Genomic DNA, 22,807 nt, shown 5'->3' on the forward strand with positions numbered 1-22,807 from the left:
TGCGTTCCTCGCTTGCCACCCATGTCAGGTTCCTCGTCTACCGCCCTTCGCGCACCGGAATCGCCATTGATCGTGTTCCTCGTCGCAGGCGCGTTCTTCATGGAGAACCTCGACGGCACCATCATCGCGACCGCCCTTCCGCAGATGGCGCGCTCGTTCGGCGTGCATCCCGTCGATCTTTCCATCGGCATCACCTCGTATCTGCTCACGCTCGCCGTGTTCATTCCGATCAGCGGGTGGACCGCCGACCGCTTCGGCGTGCGCCGCGTCTTCACGGCCGCGCTTGCGGTGTTCACCGCGGCCTCCGTGGTGTGCGGCATGACCGATGGCCTCGTCAGCTTCACGGCGGCGCGCATCGTGCAAGGCATAGGCGGCGCGATGATGGTGCCCGTCGGTCGGCTCGCGGTGCTGCGCGCCACGCCGAAGGACGACCTCATGCGCGCCATCTCCATCATCACGTGGCCGGGGCTCGTCGCACCCGTGATCGGGCCGCCGCTGGGCGGGCTCATCACCACGTATTCGTCGTGGCGCTGGATCTTTTACCTGAACCTGCCGCTCGGTTTGATCGGCATGGTGCTCGCGTGGCGTTTCATCGACGGTCGCGACGACGATACCGAGCGTCGCCCCTTCGATAGCCTCGGCTTCGTACTGTCCGGTGTCTGCTGCACGGCGCTCATGTACGCGATGGAGCTGATTGGCCGCAGCGATGCACCGTGGCGCGAAGCGCTCGCGTTCTTTGCCGCGAGCGTGGCGACCGGTGTCGCGGCGTTCTTCCACTTGCGGCGCTGCCCGCATCCCGTCGTCGATCTGAGCGCATTGCGCGTGCGCACCTTCGCGGTGGCGATGGGCGGCGGCTCGCTCTTTCGCATCTCGATCAGCACGGTGCCGTTTCTGCTGCCGCTGATGTTCCAGCTCGGCTTCGGGCTCAACGCCTTCGAATCCGGACTGCTGACGCTTGCGGTGTTCGCCGGCAATCTGTCGATGAAGTTGGTCACCACGCCCGTGATGCGGCGCTACGGCTTTCGTTCGGTGCTGCTCGTGAACGGCGCGCTCGCCGCGCTCTCGCTCGCCGCCATGAGCCTTTTGACGCCGACCACGCCGTATGTGTGGGTCGTCACGCTGCTGTTTTTCTCGGGTCTTGCGCGCTCGCTGCAATTCACGGCGATCAACACACTGAGTTTCGCCGACGTGCCGAAAACGCAGATGAGCGCCGCCTCCACCTTCGCCAGCACGCTCAGCCAGATGACGATGGGCATGGGCGTGGCCGTGGGCGCCATTGCCATGCGCGTTGCTGCGTGGCTGCATGGACATCCCGCGCAGTCGGTCACGCCCGCGGACTTCAGTCTCGCGTTCGTGCTCGTTTCGCTGGTGGGATTTGCCGCGCTCTACGACGTGTTCGGATTGGCGCGACATGCGGGCGCCGAGGTAAGCGGACACGCAAAGCGGTAGGACGCGGGCACCCTGGCTATTGCACCGTGTATTGCACCGTCTATTGCACCGGCTGGTCGCTGCGGACCGTGAGGTTGCGCTTTAGCGCTGCGCTCATCGGCATGTCGAGATTGGCGCCGCGCGGCGGGATCGGGGACTCGAACCACTTCGTATAGAGCCGCGCGAACTCGCCGCTTTTCATCAAGCGCGTGAGCGTGCCGTCAACGAGCCGTTTGAACGCGGGGTCATCCTTGCGCACCATGCAGGCGTACGGTTCCACCTGCAACGCTTCTCCGGCAACCACCCAGGTATCCGGCTCGCCCGTGTTCGCACGCATGCCGTAAAGCAGAACGTCGTCCAGCGCGAGCGCGGCCGCGCGGCCGTCCGCAACGGTTTTCAGCGCTTCGCCGTAATCTTTTGCAAGCACGACCTCGGCGTCGATGTGCTGCGTATCGAGCTGGCGACGCAGCACCTTCTCGTTGGTACTCCCCGCGACCGTGACGACCGTCTTGCGCGCAAGATCGGCGTAGCCACCAATATGCGAGGCGCGCTTCGCCATCAGACGCGTTCCCGCGTAGAAAAAGTTGATGGAGAAAGCGACGTCTTTGCCACGCGCCGCCGTGTTGGTGGTCGATCCGCATTCGAGGTCGTAGGTGCCGTTGACGAGCAGCGGAATCCGGTTTTGGCCAGTGACGGGAATGTATCGGGTACGAAGATCCGGACGCTTGAGCGTGCGGCGAACGTCGTCAACGATCGCCTCGGTGATGTCCACCGAGAAACCGACCGCTTTATGCGGCGTGAGCAGATAGCTGAAGGGCACTGCGGATTCGCGTGAGGAAACGACGATCTCGTTCGATCGAGCGATCTTGTCCAGGGTTTGCGCGTGAGCGGCTGTGAACGCTGTGTGCGCAACAAGCAGCGCGGCAAGCGCCGCGAATGGCCGATTGATCATGGTGTCTCCCCTGTTTGCGGTGTGGTGGCTGCGGGTGCGCGAGTGCGTGTTTTTGTGTGCCCGTGCAGCGCTTTTTTTTTGTGCTTGCTGAAATTCAATATAGGCGGCGTCGGAGCGGCGCAATTGATGCAGATCAGGGGTGCCGACCCTATGTGGGGTTTTGTTTTTTCGTCTGCACAGAAGGCCTCACGGGTCTTTATCTCATCACGAAAAGCTTGAATCTCCATGCACTCAAGCGTGGGGCATGGAGCCGATCAAATTCGACCGATTCAAACAGCATAAATAGGTAACTTCTGGAAAGATTCACGAAATCACGGCTTATTATTGGCGCACCGCCAGCCGAGAGGAGCGTCACGTGAAGGATCGCCTCAAGAGCCTGATGAATCGTTTCGCCCATCGCGAAGAAGTCGTCACCGTTCCGGAGCCCGTCGGGAAAGAAGAGACCGGCATGATCTTCACGATCGAGGAACTCGACCGGAAGATGGCCGAGTGCCATGCTGCCGCAGCCATTTCCGACGCTGCCATGCGCCGTGCCTTTACGACCTTCAGGATGGCGCCCACCGGAACCGATCTCGACCCGTTCGGCAAGGAGTACGCAAAGCAGCAGATGGCCCTTTACGAGGGCATCGCGGGCAAGCCGTATCGGTTGCAGAACGAGGCATACCCGCACGATATCGCCCAGCTCGACAAGCCATTTCCCTACAGCACCGGCGCGCCCGAAGTCATTGGCGGCCAGTATCTGGCGATCGGCTCGCTTATCCGGCGTCTTCATGTCAGCGCGCCGGCTCGCATCGTCGAGTTCGGCGCGGGATGGGGCAACATGGCGCTCGCTCTCGCGCAGTCCGGATACGAGGTGACAGCAGTCGACATCGAGAAAGGTTTCACGGACCTGATCCGGCGACGCGCGACGCAGATGGACCTTCCGGTCCAAACGATCAACGCCGACTTCATGTGGGCGGAAACTGCCGCGGAGCGCTTCGACGCCGTCGTCTTCTTCGAGTGCTTCCACCATTGCGCGGATCATCCGCGGCTTCTGCGCGCGCTCCATCGAATCGTCCGACCCGAGGGGCGCGTGTATTTCGTCGGGGAGCCTATTGAAGACAGGCTACCGGTGCCATGGGGCGTTCGCCTTGACGGCGAATCGCTCTGGGCAATCCGGCAACACGGGTGGCTGGAGCTTGGATTCCAGGAAACCTACTTCCGCGAAATCTTGCGGCGCACCGGCTGGAACGTCGTACGGTACGCCTCGACGGAGTACGCCGCCGCACATGTTTGGGTGGCTACGGCTATTCGGTGACCGGCTGATGTGGGTGCTGCTGGAGGGGACTTACGAGGGCAGGCGTGAAAGCCTTGGCGGTGTTTTGGGGTGGCTGATGGGACTCGAACCCACGACAACAGGAATCACAATCCTGGACTCTACCAACTGAGCTACAGCCACCACTGCTACAACTTTTGGCTTGCCTTGAATAGCTCGCCGATGAAGAAGCGAGATTATACAAACACCTTCTGCGTTTGCCTAGCCCTTATTCAAACATTTCGGCGTCTTCTCGCAGATACTGTCGCGCCTCGTCGAAGATCGCGAGATCGCGGGCGGCCAGCTTGCGGCTGTCCGACAGCACGCGACGCCAGCCTCGTGCGCCTGCCACGCCGCGGTACAGGCCAAGCGCGTGGCGCGTCATCGCGCCGAGATAGGTACCGCGCGCGAGTTCGGTTGCACAGTACTCGACGAGCCTCGCCTCCACCTCCGCGCGGCTCGGCGCTGCGGCAGTCGAGCCGTAGAAGCGCGCATCGACGTCCGCGAGCACATACGGGTTGTGATACGCCTCGCGCCCGAGCATCACGCCGTCTACGTGCTCCAGGTGCATCGCCACTTCGTCGAGCGTCTTGATCCCACCGTTGATGACGATCTCGAGTTGCGGAAAGTCGCGCTTCAACTGGTACGCGTACTCGTACTTCAGCGGCGGAATCTCGCGATTCTCCTTTGGGCTCAATCCTTTAAGGATCGCGTTGCGCGCGTGCACGATGAAAACGTTGCAGCCGGCCTCGGCCACCGTGCCCACGAAATCGCGTACGAAGCCATATTCCTCGACGGCGTCCACGCCGATCCGATGCTTCACCGTGACGGGCACCGACACTACGTCGCGCATCGCCTTCACGCAGTCCGCGACGAGCTGCGGCTCGTTCATCAGGCACGCGCCGAACGCGCCGCGCTGCACCCGCTCGGACGGGCAGCCGCAGTTGAGGTTGATCTCGTCGTAGCCCCACTGCTCGCCAAGCCGCGCCGCGCGCGCGAGGTCGTCCGGTTCGCTGCCGCCCAGTTGCAACGCGACGGGCGCCTCCTCGGGCGTAAAGGCCAGATGGCGAGCAACGTCGCCATGGATCAGTGCGCCCGTCGTCACCATCTCGGTATAGAGCCACGTGTGGCGCGACACGAAACGGTGGAAGGCGCGGCAATGGCGATCGGTCCAATCCATCATCGGCGCCACGCTGACGCGGCGAGGACTGGGGGAACGGGAAAGAGACATGGAAAAAGCAGATGGACAGCGGGTAAACCGGCGGGCCGCACAACCCGGCTGCACAACCGGGCTGCAAACCGGACCGCACGACACTAATCAGCCCGTAATTCTACCGCAAGCCGCGCAGGCGACTTCCCGGCGCCAAGATCTGTCACTTTCGCCGCACAACGGCACTCGACACGGATTGCCGCACTGCAAAACCCCTCTCCCAGTATGTAATCTGCCTGCGTCGAAAAATGCAGTTTTTGGGGTTGAATCACCGGAAACGCATGCTGGCATTGGTCTCCAGCATTGTTTCCCGGTCTAGAACAGTAAATTCGGATTATCGTGATTATTTTCCAATAGTAGGTGTTTACACTGAGCATCACTGACGTAGCTCACGGGCACTACCGCACCACCCTCGGCGCCGCGTCATTCCGAAATGCAGTTGAACCTCATTGGAGTTGACACCATGAAGACCAAGACCCTCGCCGCCCTGCTCGTTGCAGCCTCCGCCTCCATCGCCGCTCCGGCTTTCGCCAGCGGTTACGGCCCCGCCCCGTACTACAGCCCGGCCGTCGGCGCGCCGGCTTCGCAGCAAGGCCAGAACAGCCAGACGCTGGCAGCGGAAGCCGCGCAAGCCCGCTCGAACGAAACCGCCTACGGCGGCGTATCGAGCACTTCGTCGCAAGCCGGTAGCGCCCGCTCGCTGGAACGCGGTCCGCAATCGGTCTACTTCGGCGCGCACTAATCGCCGTCGGGCCACCGCTCAAAGCGTCCCCATCTTGATCGAGCTACCCGCGAACCGGGCGCCATAAGCGCCCGATCCGCGGACACACGAAAAGGGCTGCTCGCGCAGATCGCGCGGCAGCCCTTTTCCCTTCCTGACGTTATCGCAAGCGCGCAATCCCTTTCTTTCCGTACACCCCGCGCCCACCTCTCAATCCTTAACGAGTTCCCGGTCGATCACGGTGCGCGCCGCCTCGAGCCCGGCCTCGGCGGCCGCGCGTTCGGTCGGCCACAGCCGGTCGATGTGTACGAGCCGCCAGTCGAGCGCGACGGCACCGTCTTTCAGCACGCGAAAATGGGCTTTTACGCCTGTCATGACCTGCTCGACCGCTACCTCGATGTCGTGATTCCGGTAGCGCTCCGCGTAATCGCCCATGTCGATGCCCTTGGGCTCCATGTTCGCCTCCTTCGTGACGAAGGCGCGGCGTGGCGCAGGGCTGGCGTCCCCCTACTCGCCGCGCAGGCACGAAATCGCCCGCACGACGTTCGAACACGCCGTGAGGCGCACCGCATACACGCCTCGATGACGAACGACCGTCAGTCGCAGTCGCCGGACAGGTACTTGCGGCCGTCGCAGGTGATGTGGACGCGATCGGCGCCGGCGCCTGTCGCAAGGCCGGCGCCCACCAGTTCCTGGGTCAGATCCGGGGACAGCACAGGCGGCGCCTGCTCGCTGGCTGTATCGTTCAACTGCCGCAGGGCTTCGATCGCTTCGAGACTCAGTGACTTCGACATGGCCGTCTCCGTCGTGGTGCCGAAATTCATGCTAGCACTTCCCACGACGTGTGGCGGCCTATGGAGCGGCGACGACGCCTGGTGTTCGACCGCTCTGTACAAATTCAATGGGCCGCGAGCGCGTCCTGCGTTTCCTCGCTCCAGTACCTGGGCAACCCGTTGTACGGATCAGGCAGCGTCTTCGACGTCAGATAGACCGAACCCGCGCCCCGTGCCGACGCCTGCGCGGTAAACGCCGCGACCTGCCCCGCATTGACGGCGTACACGATGTGCGCGAACCGCGCCTTCGGATAGCCGGTCTGCCACGCCTGCGGTGTGTATCGGACATACCGCTTCGCGCTGTCTTCGAATACGACGAGTTGATCGGCCACAGGCAGGCTCGCGTAGATTTCCGGCACGTTGGTGCCCGGGTTGCCGGTCACGGCGTATGCAGCCGAGAGGCCCTTGATGTAGTTGTAGACCGACTGGTAGTACTGAATGTGCGACATCACGCTGTCGGCCGTCATCTCGTCGATGAAGAAGCCGTCCAGCTTGTAGAACGACACGTAGGCATTGATGTCCTTCACGACCGCCGAGAGCGACCGTTTGCCGTACACGGTCGATACGTAGCCGATCACCTTGCCGCCCGCCGCGTGCACGTTGGCAATCGCCGTCGTGTACCCGGTGTCCACCGACTTTCCTGGCCCGCTGTCGGGATTGAGGATCACGGTGGTCGGTACCGTGCGGGCGGTGGTGGCCAGCGTGTGCCAGCCGGTGAGACCGGAGCCGTACGTAGCGAAGTACGCGGGCACGAGGAGCGCTTCAGCGCGTGCCGCAACGGGCGCCGCCAGCGCAGCGGCAGCCATCACCGCTGTCCAGAGCCAGTTGGCTGCCGTGGCCCTGCTGGTTGCGCGGCGTCCCAAAGATGCATTCATGTCGTGCCTCCTGATAACGGCGGCTCCAGCGGTTGCCGGAACGCGCCCATCGTTCGGCCCGCCGCCGACGGCAGCCGGCGGGCAACTGGCTGACTTCCAGGAATGGAAGTCCCTCTAGCTTTGCGTCGCCGGATCGCTCCGGTTTTGCCCTTTATTGACCCGTCCGCGAATTTACGGCACGCGACCTGGAACCTTTAATTCGTGCAAGCACCAGGGGACAAGGGGAGACGTGCCAACGCCCACAAACGCGCGAAGGCAGCGGCACGCTACGTGCGGCATGCCGGAAGAATGGACGCCCGCCGATTCAAACGGCCGGTTCGACCGCAGAATGCACGCGAAGCGTCCGATGCCGAAACGGAGACACGCGAGATGGACAGGAAAGCGCTTTCAGGAGAACGACGGCTGCTCGCCGTCGCAGCGATGGCGATGACCGGGACCCTGCCGGCAACGGCACATACCCAGGCGACACCCCAAGCGCCGGTGCACCCGCCAGCCGTCGATCGCTCGGCGTCGATGGTGAAGCCGCCGCAGGCGGCCTCCGACGCCGTGAACGCCGATAACCCCGACAACATGCCGGTCAAGCGTCCGCGCAAACCGGTCAACGAGGGTATGGCTCGCGAGCCGCCCGCGAGCGGCGGAACCCCAAAGTAGCGGCGGAGCTGGCGCTCAGAGGCGCGCGAGAGAAACTTCGGTGGACTTGACGAGCGCCACCACTTCGGTGCCCACCTTCAGGTCGAGTTCGTCGACGGAGCGCGTCGTGATGACGGACGTCACGATGCCGAAGGGCGTATCGACGTCGACTTCGGAGACAACCGGTCCGCGAATGATCTCGCGAATCTTGCCTCTGAACTGGTTGCGCACGTTGATGGCGGAAATGCTCATGTGGGATGGCTCCGTGGAGAGAGGGTGTGTGCCGTGCCGATATTCGGCATCCTGACTATTCAGACTTCGTATTCCGGTTTCAGACAGCCCACCGCACTTCATGAGGCCGCACACTCGCCCGCAAGCCGGATGCGCTGTGCGGCCCTGTTGGCTCCGAATCGCCCGGCTGCGTCTTCAGCACACGCTGCAGCACGTAATCTTCGAGCTCCGCGAAACGCGCCGAGGCTCGCACGCGCGGTCGTTCGAGCGACACCGGCTGATCGAGCGCGATACGGCCGTCTTCGACGAGCAGAATCCGGTCGCCCAGCGCAACGGCTTCGTGCACGTCGTGCGTGACGAGCAGCGCCGTGAAACGGTGCTCGCGCCACAGCCGTTCGATCAGTGCGTGCATCTCGATGCGGGTGAGCGCGTCGAGCGCGCCGAGCGGTTCGTCGAGCAACAGCAGACTCGGCCGATGCACGAGCGCACGCGCAAGCGCCACACGCTGACGCTGGCCGCCCGAGAGTTGCGCGGGCCAGTCGTCGGCACGCGCAAGCAGCCCTACCTCCGCCAGCACTGCGCGCGCATTCTCGCGAGCACTGCGCGGCAGACCCAGCATCACGTTCTGCAGCACGGTTTTCCAGGGCAAAAGCCGCGCATCCTGGAACATGATCCGCGTGTCGAGCGACGCGCCGTGTGCCGCGCGCTTCACGAGCGAGCCGCCCTGCGGCGTTTCGAGTTCCGCGACGAGCCGCAGCAATGTCGATTTCCCGCAGCCGCTGCGACCGACGATCGCCACGAAGCTGCCGCGCTCGATGGAAAGATCGAAGCCGTCGAGCACGGTGCGCTCGCCGTAGCGCTTCATCACACCGCGCAGTTCGACGGAGTAGTCGGCGGGGGCGTCGGGCGTCGCTACGTCGGGCGTCGCCACGCTGTCGCGCGCAACCCAGCTTCGCTGTAACGTCTCACGAGCGCCATCCTGATGCTGCCTCTGCGCACGCAAGCCCTCGCGCTCTAACGCCACAGCACGCGATACCTCGCCATCCTGCTCGCGCGGCTGCGCCAACTCCGCTTCCAGGTCGCTGCCCGTAATGCCGCCGAAGTTCGCCGCTAATGTCGTGGCGTTCATGTCTTGCTGCCTCCCTGGTAAGCCGGATGCCAGCGCAGCGCCACGCGTTCGATGCCCTTCGCGAGCAGATCCGCCAGCTTGCCGAGCCCGGCATAAAGCAGGATGCCGACCACCACCACATCGGTTTGCAGAAACTCGCGTGCGTTCATCGTCATATACCCGATGCCCGATTGGGCCGAAATCGTTTCCGCGACGATGAGCGTGACCCACATGAGCCCGAACGCGAAGCGCACACCCACGAGGATCGACGGCAACGCGCCCGGCAGGATCACGTCGCGGTACAGCGCGAAACCCTTCACGCCGTAGCTGCGCGCCATCTCCACGAGATTCGCGTCCACCGACCGGATGCCATGAAACGTGTTCACGTACACGGGGAAGAACACCCCGAGCGCAACCAGAAACACCTTCGCCTCTTCCTCGATGCCGAACCAGAGGATCACGAGTGGAATCATTGCGAGCGCGGGAATGTTGCGGATCATCTGCACGGTGGAGTCGAGCGCGACTTCCACGGGCTTGAAGAGCCCTGTCGCAAGACCGAGCGCGAGGCCAATGCCGCCGCCGATGGCGAAGCCCGACAGCGCGCGCCACGTGCTCACCTTGACGTCGGCCCACATTTCGCCCGACTGAATGAGCGACCACGCCGCCTTCACTACCGCGAGCGGCTCCGGCAGCACGCGCGTGGAAAGCACGCCGCTGCGCGCCGCCAACTCCCACGCCAGCAGCACGGCGAACGGCACGATCCACGGCGCGAGATGCGCGCCGGCCTTCGTGAGCGCTGCCCGCACGGCGTACCCGGACTGGATGCCGCCAGCGGCTCGATGGTGGCGCGGCGGCCCACTTGTGACTGCGGACTGCGTCATGTGAACGTCCTCCTTGCTTCGTGCAATGCGCCCAACAAGCGAGCCAACTCAGCCGCGCGGCTCAACTCTGGCTCGCGCGCGGCGGATAGTGGTTGCCCACCACCTCGCCGAACGGTCCCGACAGCGGGCCGCCCGTCTTCGCACGCGCGCGCCCCGGCAAGAGCGGAAAGACGAGCTCCGCGAAGCGATACGACTCTTCGAGATGCGGATAACCGGAGAGGATGAACGTCTCGATACCGAGGTCCGCGTACTCGCGCATGCGCGCAGCCACTTGCTCCGGACTCCCGACGAGTGCCGTTCCCGCGCCGCCGCGCACGAGCCCGACGCCCGCCCACAGGTTCGGATAGATCTCGAGATCCTCGCGGCTGCCGCGCTTGCCGCCATGCAGCGCCGCCATGCGCCGCTGCCCTTCCGAATCCATCTTCGCGAACGCGGCCTGCGCACGCGCCACGGTCTCGTCGTCGAGACGGCTGATGAGACGGTCTGCGGCGGCCCACGCTTCGTCTTCGGTCTCGCGCACGATCACATGCAGCCGGATGCCGAAGCGAATCTCGCGCCCATGTGCCGCGGCGCGCGCGCGAATGTCCGCGATCTTTTTCGCGACGGCCTCGGGCGGCTCGCCCCACGTGAGGTAGGTATCGATGTGCGCGCCGGCCATCTCGTGCGCGGCCGGCGACGAACCGCCGAACCACAGCTGCGGATGCGGCTGCTGCACTGGCGGATACAGCAGCTTGCCGCCCTTCGAGCGCAGATGCGTGCCGATGAAGTCGATGGACTCGCCACGATGCGAGGCTTCGAGCAGCCCGCGCCAGATGTGCAGAAACTCGTCGGTGATTTCGTAGCGCGTGTCGTGATCGACGAACACGCCGTCGCCTTCCAGTTCCACCGCATCGCCGCCCGTCACCACGTTGATGATGAGACGCCCGTTCGAGAGACGGTCGAAGGTCGCGGCCATGCGTGCGGCGAGCCCCGGCGACGAAATGCCGGGACGAATCGCCACGAGAAACTTGAGCCGCTTCGTTGCGGCAATGAGGCTCGATGCAACGACCCACGCGTCTTCGCACGAGCGTCCCGTGGGCAGCAGCACGCCTTCGTAGCCGAGCGTGTCGGCGGCCGCCGCAATCTGCTGGAAGTACGGCAGGTCCGCGGCGCGTGCGCCTTCGGAGGTGCCCAGATAGCGCGTGTCGCCGTGCGTGGGAATGAACCAGAACACATTCATGCGTTGCTCCTGCTTGTTCGAAACGAAGGGGACGAGGCAGGCAGGATCGGCAACAGCAAGGTCATCGCGACAGCTTCCCCGAAAAACGTGCGCAAGCGCCGTGGAACGGCGGCTTGCCGGTGGCGGCGTTGCCGCCTGCATGGGAAAGCAGTCTATGGACGCGGTCTCTCCTTTTGAACGATTTTTTTGAGCTTAGGTTTTCCGCTTTCGTGATTAGCCTGATGCCCGGGCATACAACGCGGCATATTGCGAGACCTGCGGCGCGCGGAACGTTCCGCGGCTACGAAGCGGCGTATCCGGGCGCACAGGGCAAAAGCAGTGCGCCGATATAATGGCGCACATTCGGGTTCGCGCCTGTAGCGTCCAAGGCGCGCCGCACCCTTTCAGGCAGCTCGCGCATGCAAAAATTCATTCTGCCGTTCATGTCCGGCTTTCTGGCTTCGCTGTTCTTTCACGAGTCGACGCTCGCACTGTTGCACGCAGCGGGACTGATCGACGCCACAGGCTTTTCCACGGCGCCCTTCGTGCCGCTCGGACTGCCCGACTTTCTTGCCAATGCCATCTGGAGCGCCGTGTGGGCCGTGCTGATGGCCTGGCTTTTGCGCGTGTCGCCCGCCCGCCCCGCGCCCTGGGTGCCGGCATTCATGTTCGGCGGCATCGTGCTCACGGCCGCCGCCGTCTTCGTGGTCGATCCCATTCGCGGCATCTGGCCGAGCGGCAACATGCTGCCGCGCCTTGCCATGGGCTTCGCGGCCAATGCGATGTGGGGCTGGGGCGCGCTGGTGTTCATGCGCGCTTTCATGAGCGACGCGGGCGGCGACGAATAGCGTCTGATTCGAATAGGCCGGTCGCGGCCGTACCCGTCCGAAGATCGCAGCTAACGCGGCATTAACCCAGCAGTTCCCGCAGCGGATGCGTCTGCGGCGTCCACGGGCTTTCGAACATGCGCGCAACGTCTTCGGGCGTCACGTCCTCGATGCGCGCAATGCGCCATGCCGGGCGATTGTCCTTGTCGATGATCCGGGCGCGAATGCCCTCCATCACATCGCCATGCGCGAACGTGGAGCGCGTGAGATCGAGATCGCGGCGCAGCGCGCACGCCATCGAATCTTCCGAACGCGTCACCACTTCGAGCGACACCGCCATCGAAAGCGGCGAGCGTTCGCGCAGCACAGCCACCGTGCGCTCGGCCCATTCGGCTGCGGCGCAATCCTGTTCCGATTCGAGCGACGCGAGGATAGCCGGCACGTCCGCGTGCGAAAAATGCCGGTCGATGAGCGTGCGCGTGTCGGCCAGCGTGGAGGTGTCGGGCGTCGGTACGACCTTGTGCCGGGCGGCTTCGCGTTCCACGAGCGCGACCACGTCGGCGCCGCGTTCGAACGGCTCCGTCTGCAGCGCCTCAACCAGCGCGGGCAACGCCGCCTCGTCCATGTAGGTATCGGCAAGGCCTGCATAGAGCGCGTCTGCCGCGCCGATCGTTTCGCCCGTCACCGCGAGATAGCGGCCGATCGCGCCGGGTGTGCGCGCAAGGAACCAGCCCGCGCCGACGTCGGGAAAAAGGCCGATGCGCGTCTCGGGCATCGCCATGCGCGTCGACGATGTCGCCACACGCAGGCCGCCCGTGCGATGCGCACCCTGCGAGATCCCCATGCCGCCGCCCATCACGACGCCGTTCATGAGCGCGATGTAGGGCTTCGGATACGTGAAGATGGCGTGATCGAGCCGGTATTCCTCGGTGAAGAACGTATCGAGCGCGTCCTGGTCGCCGCGGCGGGCCGCCTCATAAAGAAAGCGGATGTCGCCGCCCGCGCAGAACGCGCGCGCGTGCGGCGAGCGAACCACCACTGCGAGCACGTCGGGGTCCTCGCGCCAACGCTCGAGCGCCGCATGCATGGCGCGGATCATGTCCGTCGAAAGCGCATTGAGCGCCTGCGGGCGCTCGAGTTCGATAAAGCCGACGCGGTTCGCAACGCGCGTAACGACGTCGCCTTGCGACGACGGCGCAGCGCCGGAAGAGAGTGTTTGATTCATGGCGTGAAAGCAGCAGGCAGACGTGAGGAGCTACGGTATCACGCACGGGCCGCTTTGCGGCGCATAGCGGGCACGGTGGGGCTTGCGGGTGCCGCGGAATCTGCAGCGACTTCGCTGCCTGCGTTCGGGGCCAGCTTTGCACTGGCCTTTGCCGGCAACGCCGCTTTGCGCCTCACGTCCGAGCCCGCGACCGGGTCCGTGTCCGGGTCCGTGTCCGACAGCGCTTGCGCCTTCTTCGCCACGTTCCCGCCGGCTTTCGCCGCCAACCGGGCACGCGGCTTCGTGGCCGCCTTGCCGCGCATCTTCGCCGCCCTGCCCGGCTCGGCAAACCAGGCTCCCAATGCCACGTCGACCAGCAGTTCAGGCGCCGCATGCGGAAACGCAGGACACGTCAGCTGCAGCGCCACGATGCCGTGCAAAGTGGACCACAGCGTCTCGGCCCACACGGCGCTTGCCGTGGACGGCAACGGCAGCCTGCCCGCGTCGCGCAGCGCATCGAACGCGTCGATCATCATCTGGAATGCGGCGTCGCCGCTGTCGTCCGAGCGGTTGCCCGCGAGCGTCGCGCTCGTGTAGCTCGGGTCTTCCATGAAGATGAGCCGATAGGTCTGCGGATGCGCGAGACCGAACGCGACGTACGCGCGGCCTAGCGCATGCAGGCGCTCGCGCGGGTCCTCGATGGCGGCGAGTGGGGCGAAGGTCTCCAGCAACTGGGCGTAGCCCTCGGCGCACAGCGCATGCGCAATCTCGTCGCGGTTCTTGAAGTACAGGTACAGCGTGGCGGGCGAATATTCGATGGCGTCCGCGATCTTGCGCATGGAGAGCGCGGCAAAACCGTCGCGCATGACGATGCGACGCGCGGCGTCGAGAACGCGCTCGCGCAGCGCCTGTTTTTCACGTGTCTTTCGTTCGGCGATTCCCATGCGGGTGATTCTCCGGTTGACATCCTGAAAAGTCAAATTAAACTGAACACCGTTCAGTGAACAGTGTTCAGTCCAAAATAGAACTTGCCCAGGAGCGCAACAGTCATGGAAAACGCAGGCAGAGTCGGATTGCTGGGGGCCACAGGCGCCATCGGTGCGAGCGTTGTAGCCGCACTGCGCGCCGCTGGCCGACCGTGGCGCGCGATCGGACGCTCGCGCAAGGCGCTCGAAACGGCATTCGGCAACGATCCGCTCGCCGAGATCGCGACGTGGAATCCCGAAGACGCAAACTCGGTCGCTGCAGCCGCCACCGGTCTGCAAACAGCCGTGTATCTCGTCGGCGTGCCCTACAACCGGTTCGAACTGCATCCCCGGCTCATGGAAACGACGCTCGCGGGGCTCGCCGCCGCCGGGGTCGAACGGTTGATTCTGGTCGGCACGGTATATCCGTACGGACGCGCGCAGACCATGCCGGTCACGGAAGCGCATCCGCGCGAACCGCACACGTTCAAGGGACGCATGCGGCTCGCGCAGGAGAACCTCGTGCTCGACGCGCACGGCCGCAATGGCCTTTCGACGCTCGTGCTGCGACTACCGGACTTCTACGGGCCGCGGGTGACGAACAGCTTCCTCGACGGCGTATTCACGGGCGCTGCGCGCGGCACGCGAGCCCAGATGATCGGACCGATCGACGTGCCTCACGAATACGTGTTCGTGCCCGACGTCGGCCCCGTAATAGAGACGCTCGCGCGTACAGAAGGCGCCTTCGGACGCGTGCTGCACCTCGCGGGCGCGGGCACGATTACGCAGCGTGAAGTGGCAACGCAGGCCTACGCGCTCGCGGGACGTGAGCCGAAATTGATGGTGGCGGGCAAAACGACACTGCGCGTACTCGGACTCTTCAATCCGATCCTGCGCGAGGTGGTGGAAATGCACTATCTGCAGACCGATCCTGTCGTGCTCGACGACAGCGCGTTGCGCGCACTGATCGGACCTGTCAGGAAAACGCCGTACGAAGACGGCATTCGTCTGGCATTTGAGGCTGCCCGTAGCGCAGTGCCCGCATCGGAAAACGCCGTCGCATGAGACGTGGCGCGAGCCGCAGCGCTGGCGGGCACGCGTTTGGTTCGGGCTAGACCCTGTCGGGCGGAAAGTGTCCGCTCTTGAGCAGCACGGGCGTGCCGTTACTGATGCGCAGATGTTCGCGTGCCACGGCCTCGATGCGCGAACGGCCTGAGTCGAATGCGCGGATCCACGCGTCGCGGTCGGCCGCGCGTGCGCCGAAGTGATCTTCCAGTGCTTCGACAGAAATGGCGCACGGCACGCACTCGCCATCCACGAATGCGGCGAATACGACCGTGAGGTTGGCGTCCCGGTAGAGAGGCGCATCCGGGGAGAATTGAATGTCCATGCTTGCCTCGACAGAAAATGCTCGGGAAATGACGCGCCGGTCAGCACCGGCTACAGCACGGCAAGAGATTTATCGTACCCGGCACATCGCGCCGCCGTCCAGTGGCGGCACGCTGAGCACGCTCGTTCAGGGCTCGCCGTAAAGCCGGTCGATGTACTCGCGTGCGGCTTGTTCCACCTGGTCGAGTGCGTCGTCCTCGCAGGCGAAGCGCCGGCCGTCGCCCAGTTCGAGCAGCGTTTCGATGCGGCGCGGCGTGTCGAGACCGCCCAGCGAAAGGCTCACTGAGCCGACATAGACGCCGCCACGCGGATCGTGCGGCTCGCTGCCGCCACGCTGCTGGAGGTCGCCCGGTTCATCGGTTCGCGCCTGGAACGGGCGAACCGGCCCTCGCCCCGCATCGTGCGACTCGGCTGCGGGAGGCGGCGTAACGAGACGCGCCGCCGCGCTGATGTAATAGCCGCGATACGGGCCACTGACACGTTCAGCCATGATGGATTCTCCGTTGCGTTCGATCGAGCCCTCGCGCCCCGGCTTTTGCTCGCGATTGACGAACACGCGCGGCTCCAGGTCGTCGTTATCTGAGTGATGAGTCGGCGCCGCGCGCAAGAAGTTTCCTTGCGGACGAAGAAAGGCGCGTGTCGGGTCGTTTCGGGCACTACAGCGCGCGGCGCGCCGGGCACGAATGATGCGCTGCACATCGATCGGGAGAATCGCGACGTGGAGCACGCATGGGAAAGTACTTTTTTCAGGACCGCGAGGTGCAGGAACCGGATGCGGCCAATCACTGGTTCGCCTACGCGAAAGATCACGACATCGATATTTCGCGCGCCATCAGCATCTGGGAAGACGCACTCTCGCGCGATGGAGAAGAAAGCCGCCGTGCACTGGGCGACGCAGGCATTCGCGTGAATCTGGCGGCAAAACGCTGAACGGCGGCGGGGCGATGCGTGCAATGCCACGAACAACGCGGCACGGCGTGAAGAAGCGGCATTCGCCGCACGATGCGGACGTCGCGCTGTGCCGGCCAGGCCTTCAGTGCGCTTCCATCTTCGAAAACACGTTGAGCACCACCACACCGGCCACGATGAGCCCGAGCCCCACGACGGCGGCCGTATCGGGCACCTGCCGATACAGCGCGAGCGCGACGAGCGTAATCAGCACAATGCCCGCACCGGACCAGATCGCGTAGACGATGCCGACCGGAATGCTTTTCAACGTGAGCGAAAGCCCGTAGAACGCGATGCTGTACCCGAGCACCACGATTACGGACGGCACGAACCGCGTAAAACCGTCGGACGCGCGCAACGCGGACGTGGCAACGACCTCGGCCAGAATGGCGATGGCAAGCCACGCGTAGGCAGGCAGTCGCATCGGCTCAGGCCTTTGCGAGCGCGAGCTTGCTGTAGTCCTCGTCGAGCAGCGCGCACAGCGCCTCGACCACGAGTTCGTGGTCCGAGCGTTGCGGCAGGCCGGAAACAGTGACCGAACCGATGACGCCGGCACCAGCCACGGTCAGCGGAAAGGCGCCGCCGTGCGATGCGTAGCCGGAGACCGGCAATCCATGCTTTTCGGCGAGCGAGGTGCCCGCCTGTTGCATGCGCAGACCGATGGCGTACGAGCTGCGCCGGAAGTGCTCCACGACGTTGCCCTTGCGTCGCGCCCAATCGACGTTGTCGGGCGTAGTGCCGTCGAGCGCGGCGAAAAAGAGCGGCTGCCCGAACGTGCGCACGTCGATGACGACGGCGAGCGCGCGCGCCTTCGCGATCTCGTGAAGCCACGCGCCGACTTCCCACGCGCGGTCCGCATCGAAACGCGGAAACACGAGCGTCTTTTCCTGGTGCGTGATCGATTGCAAATCGTGTGCGATGTCCATATTCCTCGACCCGGCGTGATGGTGAAAAAGCGTGGCAGACAACGGATGGTCCCCGATTCTAGCCCAGCGCCCATGCCCTGCCTACGCGGGCACGTGCTCGCAGGCGACACGCATCCGACCATGCGCGCCGCGGCATCTACGTCGTCACATGTGCGATCACGGGCGTATGACGACGCGGGCCACACGACGCATCGGTGAGCAGTTTCTCCACCGCTCTCAGAGAATGTGTTGCGCGCATGTCGGCTTTGCCCTATAATTTCATCTTTCGACGGACGCGGGGTGGAGCAGTCTGGCAGCTCGTCGGGCTCATAACCCGAAGGTCGTAGGTTCAAATCCTACCCCCGCAACCAGATCCGTTTGCCGTATTCACCAGCAAGGTGCGGCATTACGAAAATGCGCGAAAACCAGAAAGCTCACCACTCGGTGGGCTTTTTTGTTTTTGGCATGCAGGACGGAAAGCACGCCGCCCTTTTTGTGGCATGCCTTCCGTGCTGTATTCCAGCCCCCGCCCAGCCTCCGTGCGGGCACGCGCACGGTGATACACTCGCATCACCGTTCACCGTCCCCATCCCATGAAATTCTGCTCGATCTGCGGCCACGCCGTCAGCCTGCGCATTCCGCCCGGCGACAACCGCGAGCGCCACGTCTGCGCGCATTGCGGCACCGTGCATTATCAGAATCCACGCAACGTGGTCGGTACGATTCCCGTCTGGGACGACAAGGTATTGCTGTGCCGCCGCGCCATCGAACCGCGCTACGGCTACTGGACCCTGCCGGCCGGCTTCATGGAGATGGGGGAAACCACGTCGGAAGCGGCCGCGCGCGAAACGCTCGAGGAAGCCGGCGCGCGCGTGGAAGTGCAGAGCCTGTTCTCGCTGCTCAACGTTCCGCACGTGCACCAGGTGCATCTCTTCTACATGGCGCGTCTGCTCGATATCGACGTGGAAGCAGGCGAGGAAAGCCTCGAAGTGCGCCTCTTCGACGAGCATGAGATTCCCTGGGACGACATCGCCTTCCCCACCGTGGGACAGACGCTGCGCTTCTTCTTCGCCGACCGCGCCTCGGGCAGCTACGGGCTGCACACGGGCGACATCCTCCGCTCGCTGCGGGAAGGCTGAGCCCCACGAGCATGGTGCCCTGGCTCGGACCCGACGATCCGTTCCCGCCCGTGGAACGCGCGCTCGGCGCGTCGAGCGGCGCGCCCGGGCTGCTCGCGGCAAGCGCCGACCTGCTCCCCTCGCGCCTCATCGACGCCTATCGTCATGGCATTTTCCCGTGGTACTCGGACGGCCAGCCCGTGCTCTGGTGGAGCCCGGACCCGCGCATGATCCTGCGTCCGCGCGAATTCAAGGTGTCGCCGTCGTTCAGGAAGACGCTCAAGAAAGTGCTGCGCGACGACGCGTGGGAAGTACGCGTCGACGCCGATTTCCCCGCCGTCATGCGCGCCTGCGCAACCGTGCCGCGGCACGGCCAGCGCGGCACATGGATCACGGCCGACGTGATCGATGCCTATACGTCGCTGCACCGCCGGGGCGACGCGCACAGCGTGGAGACCTGGCTCGACGGCAGGCGTGTGGGCGGCCTCTACGGCGTCTCGTTCGGCCGCATGTTCTTCGGCGAATCGATGTTCGCCGAGGTCACCGACGCTTCGAAAATCGCCCTCGCCGCGCTGGTCGCGCACTTGCGCTGTCACGAAGTAGAAATGATAGACTGCCAGCAAAACACGTCCCATCTGGCGTCGCTCGGCGGCCGCGAAATCGCGCGCAAAGCGTTCGTGCAGCATGTGCGCGTGTCCGTCGACGCCGCATCCATTCCCTGGCGGTTCGACAAGAGCGTCCTCGCCGATCTGATCGCTCGGTCCGCATAACCTGACGGCCCCGATGGCTCGATAGCGCACGCCGCGGTCTGCCGCACATTCGCGGCTTCGTCGCGGCGGTTGCAAAGCGGTCGTCAAGGGGGCGCCAAATGGGGGTGGCGGGGCTGGCGCGGCGGGTTCCGCCCCACAGAACGCATCGAGAGCTGCCAAGTGACTCATCCTAACGAGCTGCCGCTTTCACCGCTTTCCGCGCTGCAGTTTTATGCCACAGCGCCCTACCCCTGCAGTTATCTGGAGGGACGCATCGCGCGCTCCCAGGTGGCTACGCCCAGCCATCTCATCAACTCCGATGTCTACACCGATCTCGTAAAGGCCGGCTTTCGACGCTCGGGCGTATTCACCTATCGCCCGTACTGCGACGGCTGCCGCGCCTGTGTGCCGGTGCGTGTGCCAGCCGCGCGATTCACGCCGAGCCGCACGCAGCGCCGTGCCTGGAAGCGGCACAGCGATCTCGTCGCCACCGTCTCGCCGCTTCACTACGACGAGGAACACTACGCGCTCTACATGCGCTACCAGTCCGCGCGGCACGCGGGCGGCGGCATGGACCGCGACAGCCGCGACCAGTACGAGCAGTTCCTGTTGCAAAGCCGGATCAACTCGCGCCTCGTGGAGTTCCGCGAGCCCGACCCGCACCATCCGAACGCGCCGGGCGTGCTGCGCATGGTGAGCATGATCGACATCCTCGGCGACGGGCTTTCGTCGGTCTACACGTTCTTCGAGCCCGACGCGCCCCACGCGAGCTACGGCACCTACAACATCCTCTGGCAGATCGAGCAGGCGCGCAGTCTGCAACTGCCGTACGTCTACCTTGGCTACTGGATTCGCGAAAGCCCGAAGATGGCGTACAAGTCGAACTTCCGGCCGCTCGAAGGGCTCTTCGATGGCGCCTGGAAAGTCATCAATCCGCATCACGTCGGTTTGCCGCCGGTGGACGCGGCAATGAAGGATACGCGCGGCGGCTGAATCTGGTTGAGCCCACTGAATCTCGCTGAACCCCGCTGAGCCGCACTGAGCGCCGCTCGAACGAACGGACGCGCCGGGAACCGGGAACCGGGAACCGGGAACCGGGAACCGGGAACCGCTTCGATTGCCGGTAAAATACCGGGTTCCCATTTTCCGGCCGCCACGGCCCGTCCGCTGTGTTCAGTTCCCTCTACCCGCTCTTGCGCGCCCAGCTCTTCCGCATGGACGCGGAAAACGCCCACCATATCACCCTGCGCGCGATCGGCGCAGCCGGCCGTACCGGCATCGCGGGCCTCGTCGCACCGCACGTGGCCGATGCGCCGCGCACGGTGATGGGCCTCACGTTCCGCAATCCGGTGGGGCTCGCGGCCGGGCTCGACAAGGACGGCGCGGCCATCGACGGTCTCGCCTCGCTCGGCTTCGGCTTCATCGAGGTCGGCACGGTCACGCCGCGTGCGCAGCCGGGCAATCCGCGGCCACGCATGTTCCGGCTGCCCGAGGCCAGCGCCATCATCAACCGGATGGGCTTCAACAACGCAGGCGTCGACCAGTTCGTGAAGAACGTGCAGGCCGCGCGCTATCGCGGCGTGCTGGGCCTCAACATCGGCAAGAACGCGGACACGCCCATCGAGCGCGCTGCCGACGATTATCTCTATTGCCTCGAGCGCGTCTATCCGTTCGCGAGCTACGTGACGATCAACATCTCGTCGCCGAACACGAAGAATCTGCGCCAGTTGCAGGGCGCGGGCGAACTCGACGCGCTGCTCGCCGCGCTCAAGGACAAACAGCAGCGGCTCGCCGACCTGCACGGCAAGCTCGTGCCGCTCGTGCTCAAGATCGCGCCCGATCTCGACGACGAGCAGGTCAAGGCGATTGCGGGCACGCTGCTGCGCCATGGCATCGAAGGCGTGATCGCGACCAACACCACGCTCTCGCGCACCGCTGTCGCGGGCCTGCCGCACGCGGACGAAGCCGGTGGCCTCTCGGGCAAACCGGTATTCGACCTGTCCAACCAGGTGATCCGCAAGCTGCGCGCCGAAGTGGGCGACACTGTGCCGATCATCGGCGTCGGCGGCATCTTCTCGGGCGAAGACGCGCGCGCAAAGCTGGCCGCGGGCGCCTCGCTCGTGCAGCTCTATACCGGCTTCATCTATCGCGGCCCGGCGCTCGTCGGCGAGTGCGTGCGGGCATTGGCGTCGTAGAGACCGATCGAGGCGCCTGCCCGAGCCGCTCAGCGACTCACGGCCTGCCCCGTTGCCTGCAATCGGCGGACACGGGGCCACGCGCGACAGATCGATCGGCCATCGATCGATTCGCGCTTCGCGCCCTCATTCGTCCATTCATCCGCCCACTCATTCGCCCGCGAAGCGCAAGCCAAGCGCCGCGCGCGACGCGTCGGCCATCGCAATCATGTGGCGCGACGTGTCGTGCGTCATCACGGGGCTTTCCAGCCGGCCCGCCCGAATCAGCTCGCAGAAATGCGCGGTTTCGTAGTTGAGACCGCCGCCTTCGAACGGCGCCTCCAGCTCCACGCTGCGTCCGTCGGCATAACGCACGGTGGCGCGCACCGGGTTCCACCAGTTCTCCTGAATCGTGACGTGGCCTGCAGGCCCCGCCAGCAAGGCGTCGCCTTTGCCGTACAGGTCCAGCCCGCAGAAGAGCTGCGCGATGCCGCGCTCGTGGCGGCAGTTCAGCGCGGCGAAGGTGTCCACGCCGGTGGGGCCGAGCCGCCCCGTGGTTTGAATCTCGAGCGGCGCACCCAACCAGTCGACGGCGAGAAACATCTCGTAGATCCCGATGTCGAGCAGCGCACCACCCGCATGCTCGAACGAGAAGGACGGATGGTCGGCAGGCACGGTGGAGACCGCGCAACCCGCGCGCACGAGGCCGATTTCGCCGATGGGGTCCACCGTCAGATGCGCGCGCAACTTCCGGTAGAGCGGATAGAACGGGGGCTTCATGGCCTCCATGAAAAGCCGTCCGGCGCGATGCGAGGCATCGATCACGCGCTCCAGTTGCGCGCCGTTGATGGTGGCCGGCTTCTCGCACAACACATGGAGTCCGGCGTCGAGCGCCGCGATGGCGTACTGCGCGTGAGTATCTTGCAGCGTGGCGATATAGATGGCGTCGATGCCCGCGGACAAGAGGGCATCAAGGTTCGAGGCAGCGGCGCAATCGGTGTCGCGCGCAAACGCAGTCGTGGTCTCGGCACGCCGCGACCAGACGGCGGCAAGCTGGGTGTGCGGTACGTGTCTCAGGCTCTCGGCAAAGCGGCGCGCAATGCGGCCCGCGCCGACGATGCCCCAGCGGATGACGGCGTCGTCTCTCATCGATTCGGGAGTGCGGCT

At 64.9% G+C, this 22,807-nt stretch carries 27 protein-coding genes, 2 tRNA genes and 1 riboswitch; of the genes, 12 read left to right on the forward strand and 17 right to left on the reverse strand.

All coding sequences use genetic code 11. From position 1 onward, the window contains the following. Positions 1 to 21: 21 nt before the first annotated feature. Positions 22 to 1,449, forward strand: coding sequence for an MFS transporter (locus P2869_RS09225; protein ID WP_277596270.1), 1,428 nt, complete (start codon positions 22 to 24; stop codon positions 1,447 to 1,449). A 40-nt stretch (positions 1,450 to 1,489) separates the two neighbouring features. Here P2869_RS09225 and P2869_RS09230 read toward each other — a convergent pair whose 3' ends face one another. Next, complete coding sequence (locus P2869_RS09230; RefSeq protein WP_277598092.1) at positions 1,490 to 2,380, reverse strand: amino acid ABC transporter substrate-binding protein; 891 nt, start codon at positions 2,378 to 2,380, stop codon at positions 1,490 to 1,492. Between the two features lie 355 nt (positions 2,381 to 2,735). Here P2869_RS09230 and P2869_RS09235 point away from each other — a divergent pair, with 355 nt between their 5' ends. Then, positions 2,736 to 3,677 carry a class I SAM-dependent methyltransferase gene (locus tag P2869_RS09235; protein ID WP_277596271.1) on the forward strand — a complete coding sequence of 314 codons (942 nt, stop codon included), beginning with the start codon at positions 2,736 to 2,738 and terminating at the stop codon, positions 3,675 to 3,677. Between the two features lie 65 nt (positions 3,678 to 3,742). Here the strand turns inward: P2869_RS09235 and P2869_RS09240 are convergent. Beyond that, positions 3,743 to 3,818: transfer RNA gene (locus P2869_RS09240), tRNA-His, on the reverse strand. A gap of 85 nt (positions 3,819 to 3,903) precedes the next feature. Next, entirely contained in the window at positions 3,904 to 4,857 is a 954-nt protein-coding gene (dusA, locus tag P2869_RS09245; RefSeq protein WP_240659005.1) for a tRNA dihydrouridine(20/20a) synthase DusA, read from the reverse strand. 490 nt (positions 4,858 to 5,347) lie between these two features. Between dusA and P2869_RS09250 the strand changes: the two genes are divergently transcribed. Next, positions 5,348 to 5,626: a hypothetical protein gene (locus tag P2869_RS09250; protein ID WP_017776657.1), complete on the forward strand. Its 279-nt coding sequence runs from the start codon at positions 5,348 to 5,350 to the stop codon at positions 5,624 to 5,626. 189 nt (positions 5,627 to 5,815) lie between these two features. Here P2869_RS09250 and P2869_RS09255 read toward each other — a convergent pair whose 3' ends face one another. The 3 genes from P2869_RS09255 to P2869_RS09265 all read right to left on the reverse strand — a co-directional run bounded on the left by P2869_RS09255 (position 5,816) and on the right by P2869_RS09265 (position 7,244). After that, complete coding sequence (locus P2869_RS09255) at positions 5,816 to 6,061, reverse strand: DUF6566 family protein (protein ID WP_199539936.1); 246 nt, start codon at positions 6,059 to 6,061, stop codon at positions 5,816 to 5,818. A 140-nt stretch (positions 6,062 to 6,201) separates the two neighbouring features. Next, entirely contained in the window at positions 6,202 to 6,399 is a 198-nt protein-coding gene (locus P2869_RS09260; RefSeq protein ID WP_126877387.1) for a hypothetical protein, read from the reverse strand. Positions 6,400 to 6,503: 104 nt separating this feature from the next. Beyond that, positions 6,504 to 7,244 carry a spherulation-specific family 4 protein gene (locus P2869_RS09265; protein WP_277598093.1) on the reverse strand — a complete coding sequence of 247 codons (741 nt, stop codon included), beginning with the start codon at positions 7,242 to 7,244 and terminating at the stop codon, positions 6,504 to 6,506. A gap of 146 nt (positions 7,245 to 7,390) precedes the next feature. Further along, a riboswitch (cyclic di-GMP riboswitch) is annotated at positions 7,391 to 7,472 on the reverse strand. A gap of 210 nt (positions 7,473 to 7,682) precedes the next feature. Here P2869_RS09265 and P2869_RS09270 point away from each other — a divergent pair. Next, positions 7,683 to 7,964, forward strand: coding sequence for a hypothetical protein (locus P2869_RS09270; protein ID WP_277596272.1), 282 nt, complete (start codon positions 7,683 to 7,685; stop codon positions 7,962 to 7,964). Between the two features lie 15 nt (positions 7,965 to 7,979). On the opposite strand, the gene P2869_RS09275 is transcribed toward P2869_RS09270, so the two are convergent. The 4 genes from P2869_RS09275 to ssuD all read right to left on the reverse strand — a co-directional run bounded on the left by P2869_RS09275 (position 7,980) and on the right by ssuD (position 11,382). Continuing rightward, on the reverse strand, positions 7,980 to 8,195 hold the full coding sequence (locus tag P2869_RS09275) for a molybdopterin-binding protein (RefSeq protein ID WP_277596273.1): 216 nt from the start codon (positions 8,193 to 8,195) through the stop codon (positions 7,980 to 7,982). A gap of 79 nt (positions 8,196 to 8,274) precedes the next feature. Next, positions 8,275 to 9,303, reverse strand: a complete 1,029-nt coding sequence (locus P2869_RS09280) for an ATP-binding cassette domain-containing protein (RefSeq protein WP_277596274.1) — start codon at positions 9,301 to 9,303, stop codon at positions 8,275 to 8,277. Next, positions 9,300 to 10,163, reverse strand: a complete 864-nt coding sequence (gene ssuC / locus P2869_RS09285; RefSeq protein WP_017776650.1) for an aliphatic sulfonate ABC transporter permease SsuC — start codon at positions 10,161 to 10,163, stop codon at positions 9,300 to 9,302. Before ssuC ends, P2869_RS09280 begins: the two co-directional genes overlap by 4 nt. Before the next feature lie 61 nt (positions 10,164 to 10,224). Continuing rightward, a complete protein-coding gene (gene ssuD, locus P2869_RS09290) occupies positions 10,225 to 11,382 on the reverse strand; it encodes an FMNH2-dependent alkanesulfonate monooxygenase (RefSeq protein WP_017776649.1) in 1,158 nt (385 codons plus the stop codon). Positions 11,383 to 11,780: 398 nt separating this feature from the next. On the opposite strand from ssuD, the gene P2869_RS09295 reads away from it, so the two are divergent. Continuing rightward, positions 11,781 to 12,209 carry a hypothetical protein gene (locus P2869_RS09295; protein ID WP_017776648.1) on the forward strand — a complete coding sequence of 143 codons (429 nt, stop codon included), beginning with the start codon at positions 11,781 to 11,783 and terminating at the stop codon, positions 12,207 to 12,209. A 61-nt stretch (positions 12,210 to 12,270) separates the two neighbouring features. Here P2869_RS09295 and P2869_RS09300 read toward each other — a convergent pair whose 3' ends face one another. Continuing rightward, positions 12,271 to 13,413: an enoyl-CoA hydratase/isomerase family protein gene (locus P2869_RS09300; RefSeq protein WP_277596275.1), complete on the reverse strand. Its 1,143-nt coding sequence runs from the start codon at positions 13,411 to 13,413 to the stop codon at positions 12,271 to 12,273. 38 nt (positions 13,414 to 13,451) lie between these two features. After that, complete coding sequence (locus tag P2869_RS09305) at positions 13,452 to 14,336, reverse strand: TetR/AcrR family transcriptional regulator (protein WP_277596276.1); 885 nt, start codon at positions 14,334 to 14,336, stop codon at positions 13,452 to 13,454. A gap of 105 nt (positions 14,337 to 14,441) precedes the next feature. Here P2869_RS09305 and P2869_RS09310 point away from each other — a divergent pair, with 105 nt between their 5' ends. Beyond that, positions 14,442 to 15,422, forward strand: coding sequence for an NAD-dependent epimerase/dehydratase family protein (locus tag P2869_RS09310; RefSeq protein ID WP_277596277.1), 981 nt, complete (start codon positions 14,442 to 14,444; stop codon positions 15,420 to 15,422). Positions 15,423 to 15,468: 46 nt separating this feature from the next. Here P2869_RS09310 and P2869_RS09315 read toward each other — a convergent pair whose 3' ends face one another. Together P2869_RS09315 and P2869_RS09320 are read right to left on the reverse strand one after the other, a co-directional pair. After that, complete coding sequence (locus P2869_RS09315) at positions 15,469 to 15,747, reverse strand: DUF1488 domain-containing protein (RefSeq protein WP_017776644.1); 279 nt, start codon at positions 15,745 to 15,747, stop codon at positions 15,469 to 15,471. Between the two features lie 126 nt (positions 15,748 to 15,873). Further along, a complete protein-coding gene (locus P2869_RS09320; protein WP_277596278.1) occupies positions 15,874 to 16,236 on the reverse strand; it encodes a hypothetical protein in 363 nt (120 codons plus the stop codon). 239 nt (positions 16,237 to 16,475) lie between these two features. On the opposite strand from P2869_RS09320, the gene P2869_RS09325 reads away from it, so the two are divergent. Beyond that, positions 16,476 to 16,676, forward strand: a complete 201-nt coding sequence (locus tag P2869_RS09325; RefSeq protein ID WP_017776642.1) for a hypothetical protein — start codon at positions 16,476 to 16,478, stop codon at positions 16,674 to 16,676. A 103-nt stretch (positions 16,677 to 16,779) separates the two neighbouring features. On the opposite strand, the gene P2869_RS09330 is transcribed toward P2869_RS09325, so the two are convergent. Further along, on the reverse strand, positions 16,780 to 17,118 hold the full coding sequence (locus P2869_RS09330) for a multidrug efflux SMR transporter (RefSeq protein ID WP_017776641.1): 339 nt from the start codon (positions 17,116 to 17,118) through the stop codon (positions 16,780 to 16,782). Positions 17,119 to 17,122: 4 nt separating this feature from the next. After that, on the reverse strand, positions 17,123 to 17,620 hold the full coding sequence (locus P2869_RS09335) for a heme-degrading domain-containing protein (protein ID WP_042299027.1): 498 nt from the start codon (positions 17,618 to 17,620) through the stop codon (positions 17,123 to 17,125). Between the two features lie 273 nt (positions 17,621 to 17,893). Here P2869_RS09335 and P2869_RS09340 point away from each other — a divergent pair. From P2869_RS09340 to P2869_RS09360, 5 genes are all read left to right on the forward strand, one after another. Further along, positions 17,894 to 17,970: transfer RNA gene (locus P2869_RS09340), tRNA-Met, on the forward strand. A gap of 222 nt (positions 17,971 to 18,192) precedes the next feature. Then, positions 18,193 to 18,738: an NUDIX hydrolase gene (locus tag P2869_RS09345; protein WP_017776639.1), complete on the forward strand. Its 546-nt coding sequence runs from the start codon at positions 18,193 to 18,195 to the stop codon at positions 18,736 to 18,738. A gap of 11 nt (positions 18,739 to 18,749) precedes the next feature. Then, positions 18,750 to 19,487 carry a leucyl/phenylalanyl-tRNA--protein transferase gene (gene aat, locus P2869_RS09350; protein WP_161978081.1) on the forward strand — a complete coding sequence of 246 codons (738 nt, stop codon included), beginning with the start codon at positions 18,750 to 18,752 and terminating at the stop codon, positions 19,485 to 19,487. Between the two features lie 159 nt (positions 19,488 to 19,646). Further along, positions 19,647 to 20,459, forward strand: coding sequence for an arginyltransferase (locus P2869_RS09355; protein ID WP_126876317.1), 813 nt, complete (start codon positions 19,647 to 19,649; stop codon positions 20,457 to 20,459). Positions 20,460 to 20,635: 176 nt separating this feature from the next. Continuing rightward, a complete protein-coding gene (locus P2869_RS09360; RefSeq protein WP_277596279.1) occupies positions 20,636 to 21,661 on the forward strand; it encodes a quinone-dependent dihydroorotate dehydrogenase in 1,026 nt (341 codons plus the stop codon). A 150-nt stretch (positions 21,662 to 21,811) separates the two neighbouring features. On the opposite strand, the gene P2869_RS09365 is transcribed toward P2869_RS09360, so the two are convergent. Further along, positions 21,812 to 22,789, reverse strand: coding sequence for a Gfo/Idh/MocA family oxidoreductase (locus P2869_RS09365; protein ID WP_277596280.1), 978 nt, complete (start codon positions 22,787 to 22,789; stop codon positions 21,812 to 21,814). Between the last annotated feature and the right edge of the window lie 18 nt (positions 22,790 to 22,807).

Source organism: Paraburkholderia sp. SUR17 (assembly GCF_029536165.1).
Classification (GTDB): domain Bacteria; phylum Pseudomonadota; class Gammaproteobacteria; order Burkholderiales; family Burkholderiaceae; genus Paraburkholderia; species Paraburkholderia kururiensis.

Excerpts from the sequence above, each read along its gene's own strand:
- P2869_RS09270 (WP_277596272.1), top strand. The coding sequence starts at position 7,683 with ATGGACAGGAAAGCGCTTTCAGGAGAACGACGGCTGCTCGCCGTCGCA.
- P2869_RS09255 (WP_199539936.1), bottom strand. The coding sequence starts at position 6,061 with ATGGAGCCCAAGGGCATCGACATGGGCGATTACGCGGAGCGCTACCGG.
- P2869_RS09315 (WP_017776644.1), bottom strand. The coding sequence starts at position 15,747 with ATGGACATTCAATTCTCCCCGGATGCGCCTCTCTACCGGGACGCCAAC.
- P2869_RS09265 (WP_277598093.1), bottom strand. The coding sequence starts at position 7,244 with ATGGCTGCCGCTGCGCTGGCGGCGCCCGTTGCGGCACGCGCTGAAGCG.
- P2869_RS09250 (WP_017776657.1), top strand. The coding sequence starts at position 5,348 with ATGAAGACCAAGACCCTCGCCGCCCTGCTCGTTGCAGCCTCCGCCTCC.
- P2869_RS09345 (WP_017776639.1), top strand. The coding sequence starts at position 18,193 with ATGAAATTCTGCTCGATCTGCGGCCACGCCGTCAGCCTGCGCATTCCG.
- P2869_RS09230 (WP_277598092.1), bottom strand. The coding sequence starts at position 2,380 with ATGATCAATCGGCCATTCGCGGCGCTTGCCGCGCTGCTTGTTGCGCAC.
- aat (WP_161978081.1), top strand. The coding sequence starts at position 18,750 with ATGGTGCCCTGGCTCGGACCCGACGATCCGTTCCCGCCCGTGGAACGC.
- P2869_RS09365 (WP_277596280.1), bottom strand. The coding sequence starts at position 22,789 with ATGAGAGACGACGCCGTCATCCGCTGGGGCATCGTCGGCGCGGGCCGC.
- P2869_RS09325 (WP_017776642.1), top strand. The coding sequence starts at position 16,476 with ATGGGAAAGTACTTTTTTCAGGACCGCGAGGTGCAGGAACCGGATGCG.
- P2869_RS09320 (WP_277596278.1), bottom strand. The coding sequence starts at position 16,236 with ATGGCTGAACGTGTCAGTGGCCCGTATCGCGGCTATTACATCAGCGCG.
- ssuC (WP_017776650.1), bottom strand. The coding sequence starts at position 10,163 with ATGACGCAGTCCGCAGTCACAAGTGGGCCGCCGCGCCACCATCGAGCC.
- dusA (WP_240659005.1), bottom strand. The coding sequence starts at position 4,857 with ATGATGGATTGGACCGATCGCCATTGCCGCGCCTTCCACCGTTTCGTG.
- P2869_RS09260 (WP_126877387.1), bottom strand. The coding sequence starts at position 6,399 with ATGTCGAAGTCACTGAGTCTCGAAGCGATCGAAGCCCTGCGGCAGTTG.
- ssuD (WP_017776649.1), bottom strand. The coding sequence starts at position 11,382 with ATGAATGTGTTCTGGTTCATTCCCACGCACGGCGACACGCGCTATCTG.
- P2869_RS09275 (WP_277596273.1), bottom strand. The coding sequence starts at position 8,195 with ATGAGCATTTCCGCCATCAACGTGCGCAACCAGTTCAGAGGCAAGATT.
- P2869_RS09335 (WP_042299027.1), bottom strand. The coding sequence starts at position 17,620 with ATGGACATCGCACACGATTTGCAATCGATCACGCACCAGGAAAAGACG.
- P2869_RS09310 (WP_277596277.1), top strand. The coding sequence starts at position 14,442 with ATGGAAAACGCAGGCAGAGTCGGATTGCTGGGGGCCACAGGCGCCATC.
- P2869_RS09300 (WP_277596275.1), bottom strand. The coding sequence starts at position 13,413 with ATGAATCAAACACTCTCTTCCGGCGCTGCGCCGTCGTCGCAAGGCGAC.
- P2869_RS09225 (WP_277596270.1), top strand. The coding sequence starts at position 22 with ATGTCAGGTTCCTCGTCTACCGCCCTTCGCGCACCGGAATCGCCATTG.
- P2869_RS09305 (WP_277596276.1), bottom strand. The coding sequence starts at position 14,336 with ATGGGAATCGCCGAACGAAAGACACGTGAAAAACAGGCGCTGCGCGAG.
- P2869_RS09330 (WP_017776641.1), bottom strand. The coding sequence starts at position 17,118 with ATGCGACTGCCTGCCTACGCGTGGCTTGCCATCGCCATTCTGGCCGAG.
- P2869_RS09280 (WP_277596274.1), bottom strand. The coding sequence starts at position 9,303 with ATGAACGCCACGACATTAGCGGCGAACTTCGGCGGCATTACGGGCAGC.
- P2869_RS09295 (WP_017776648.1), top strand. The coding sequence starts at position 11,781 with ATGCAAAAATTCATTCTGCCGTTCATGTCCGGCTTTCTGGCTTCGCTG.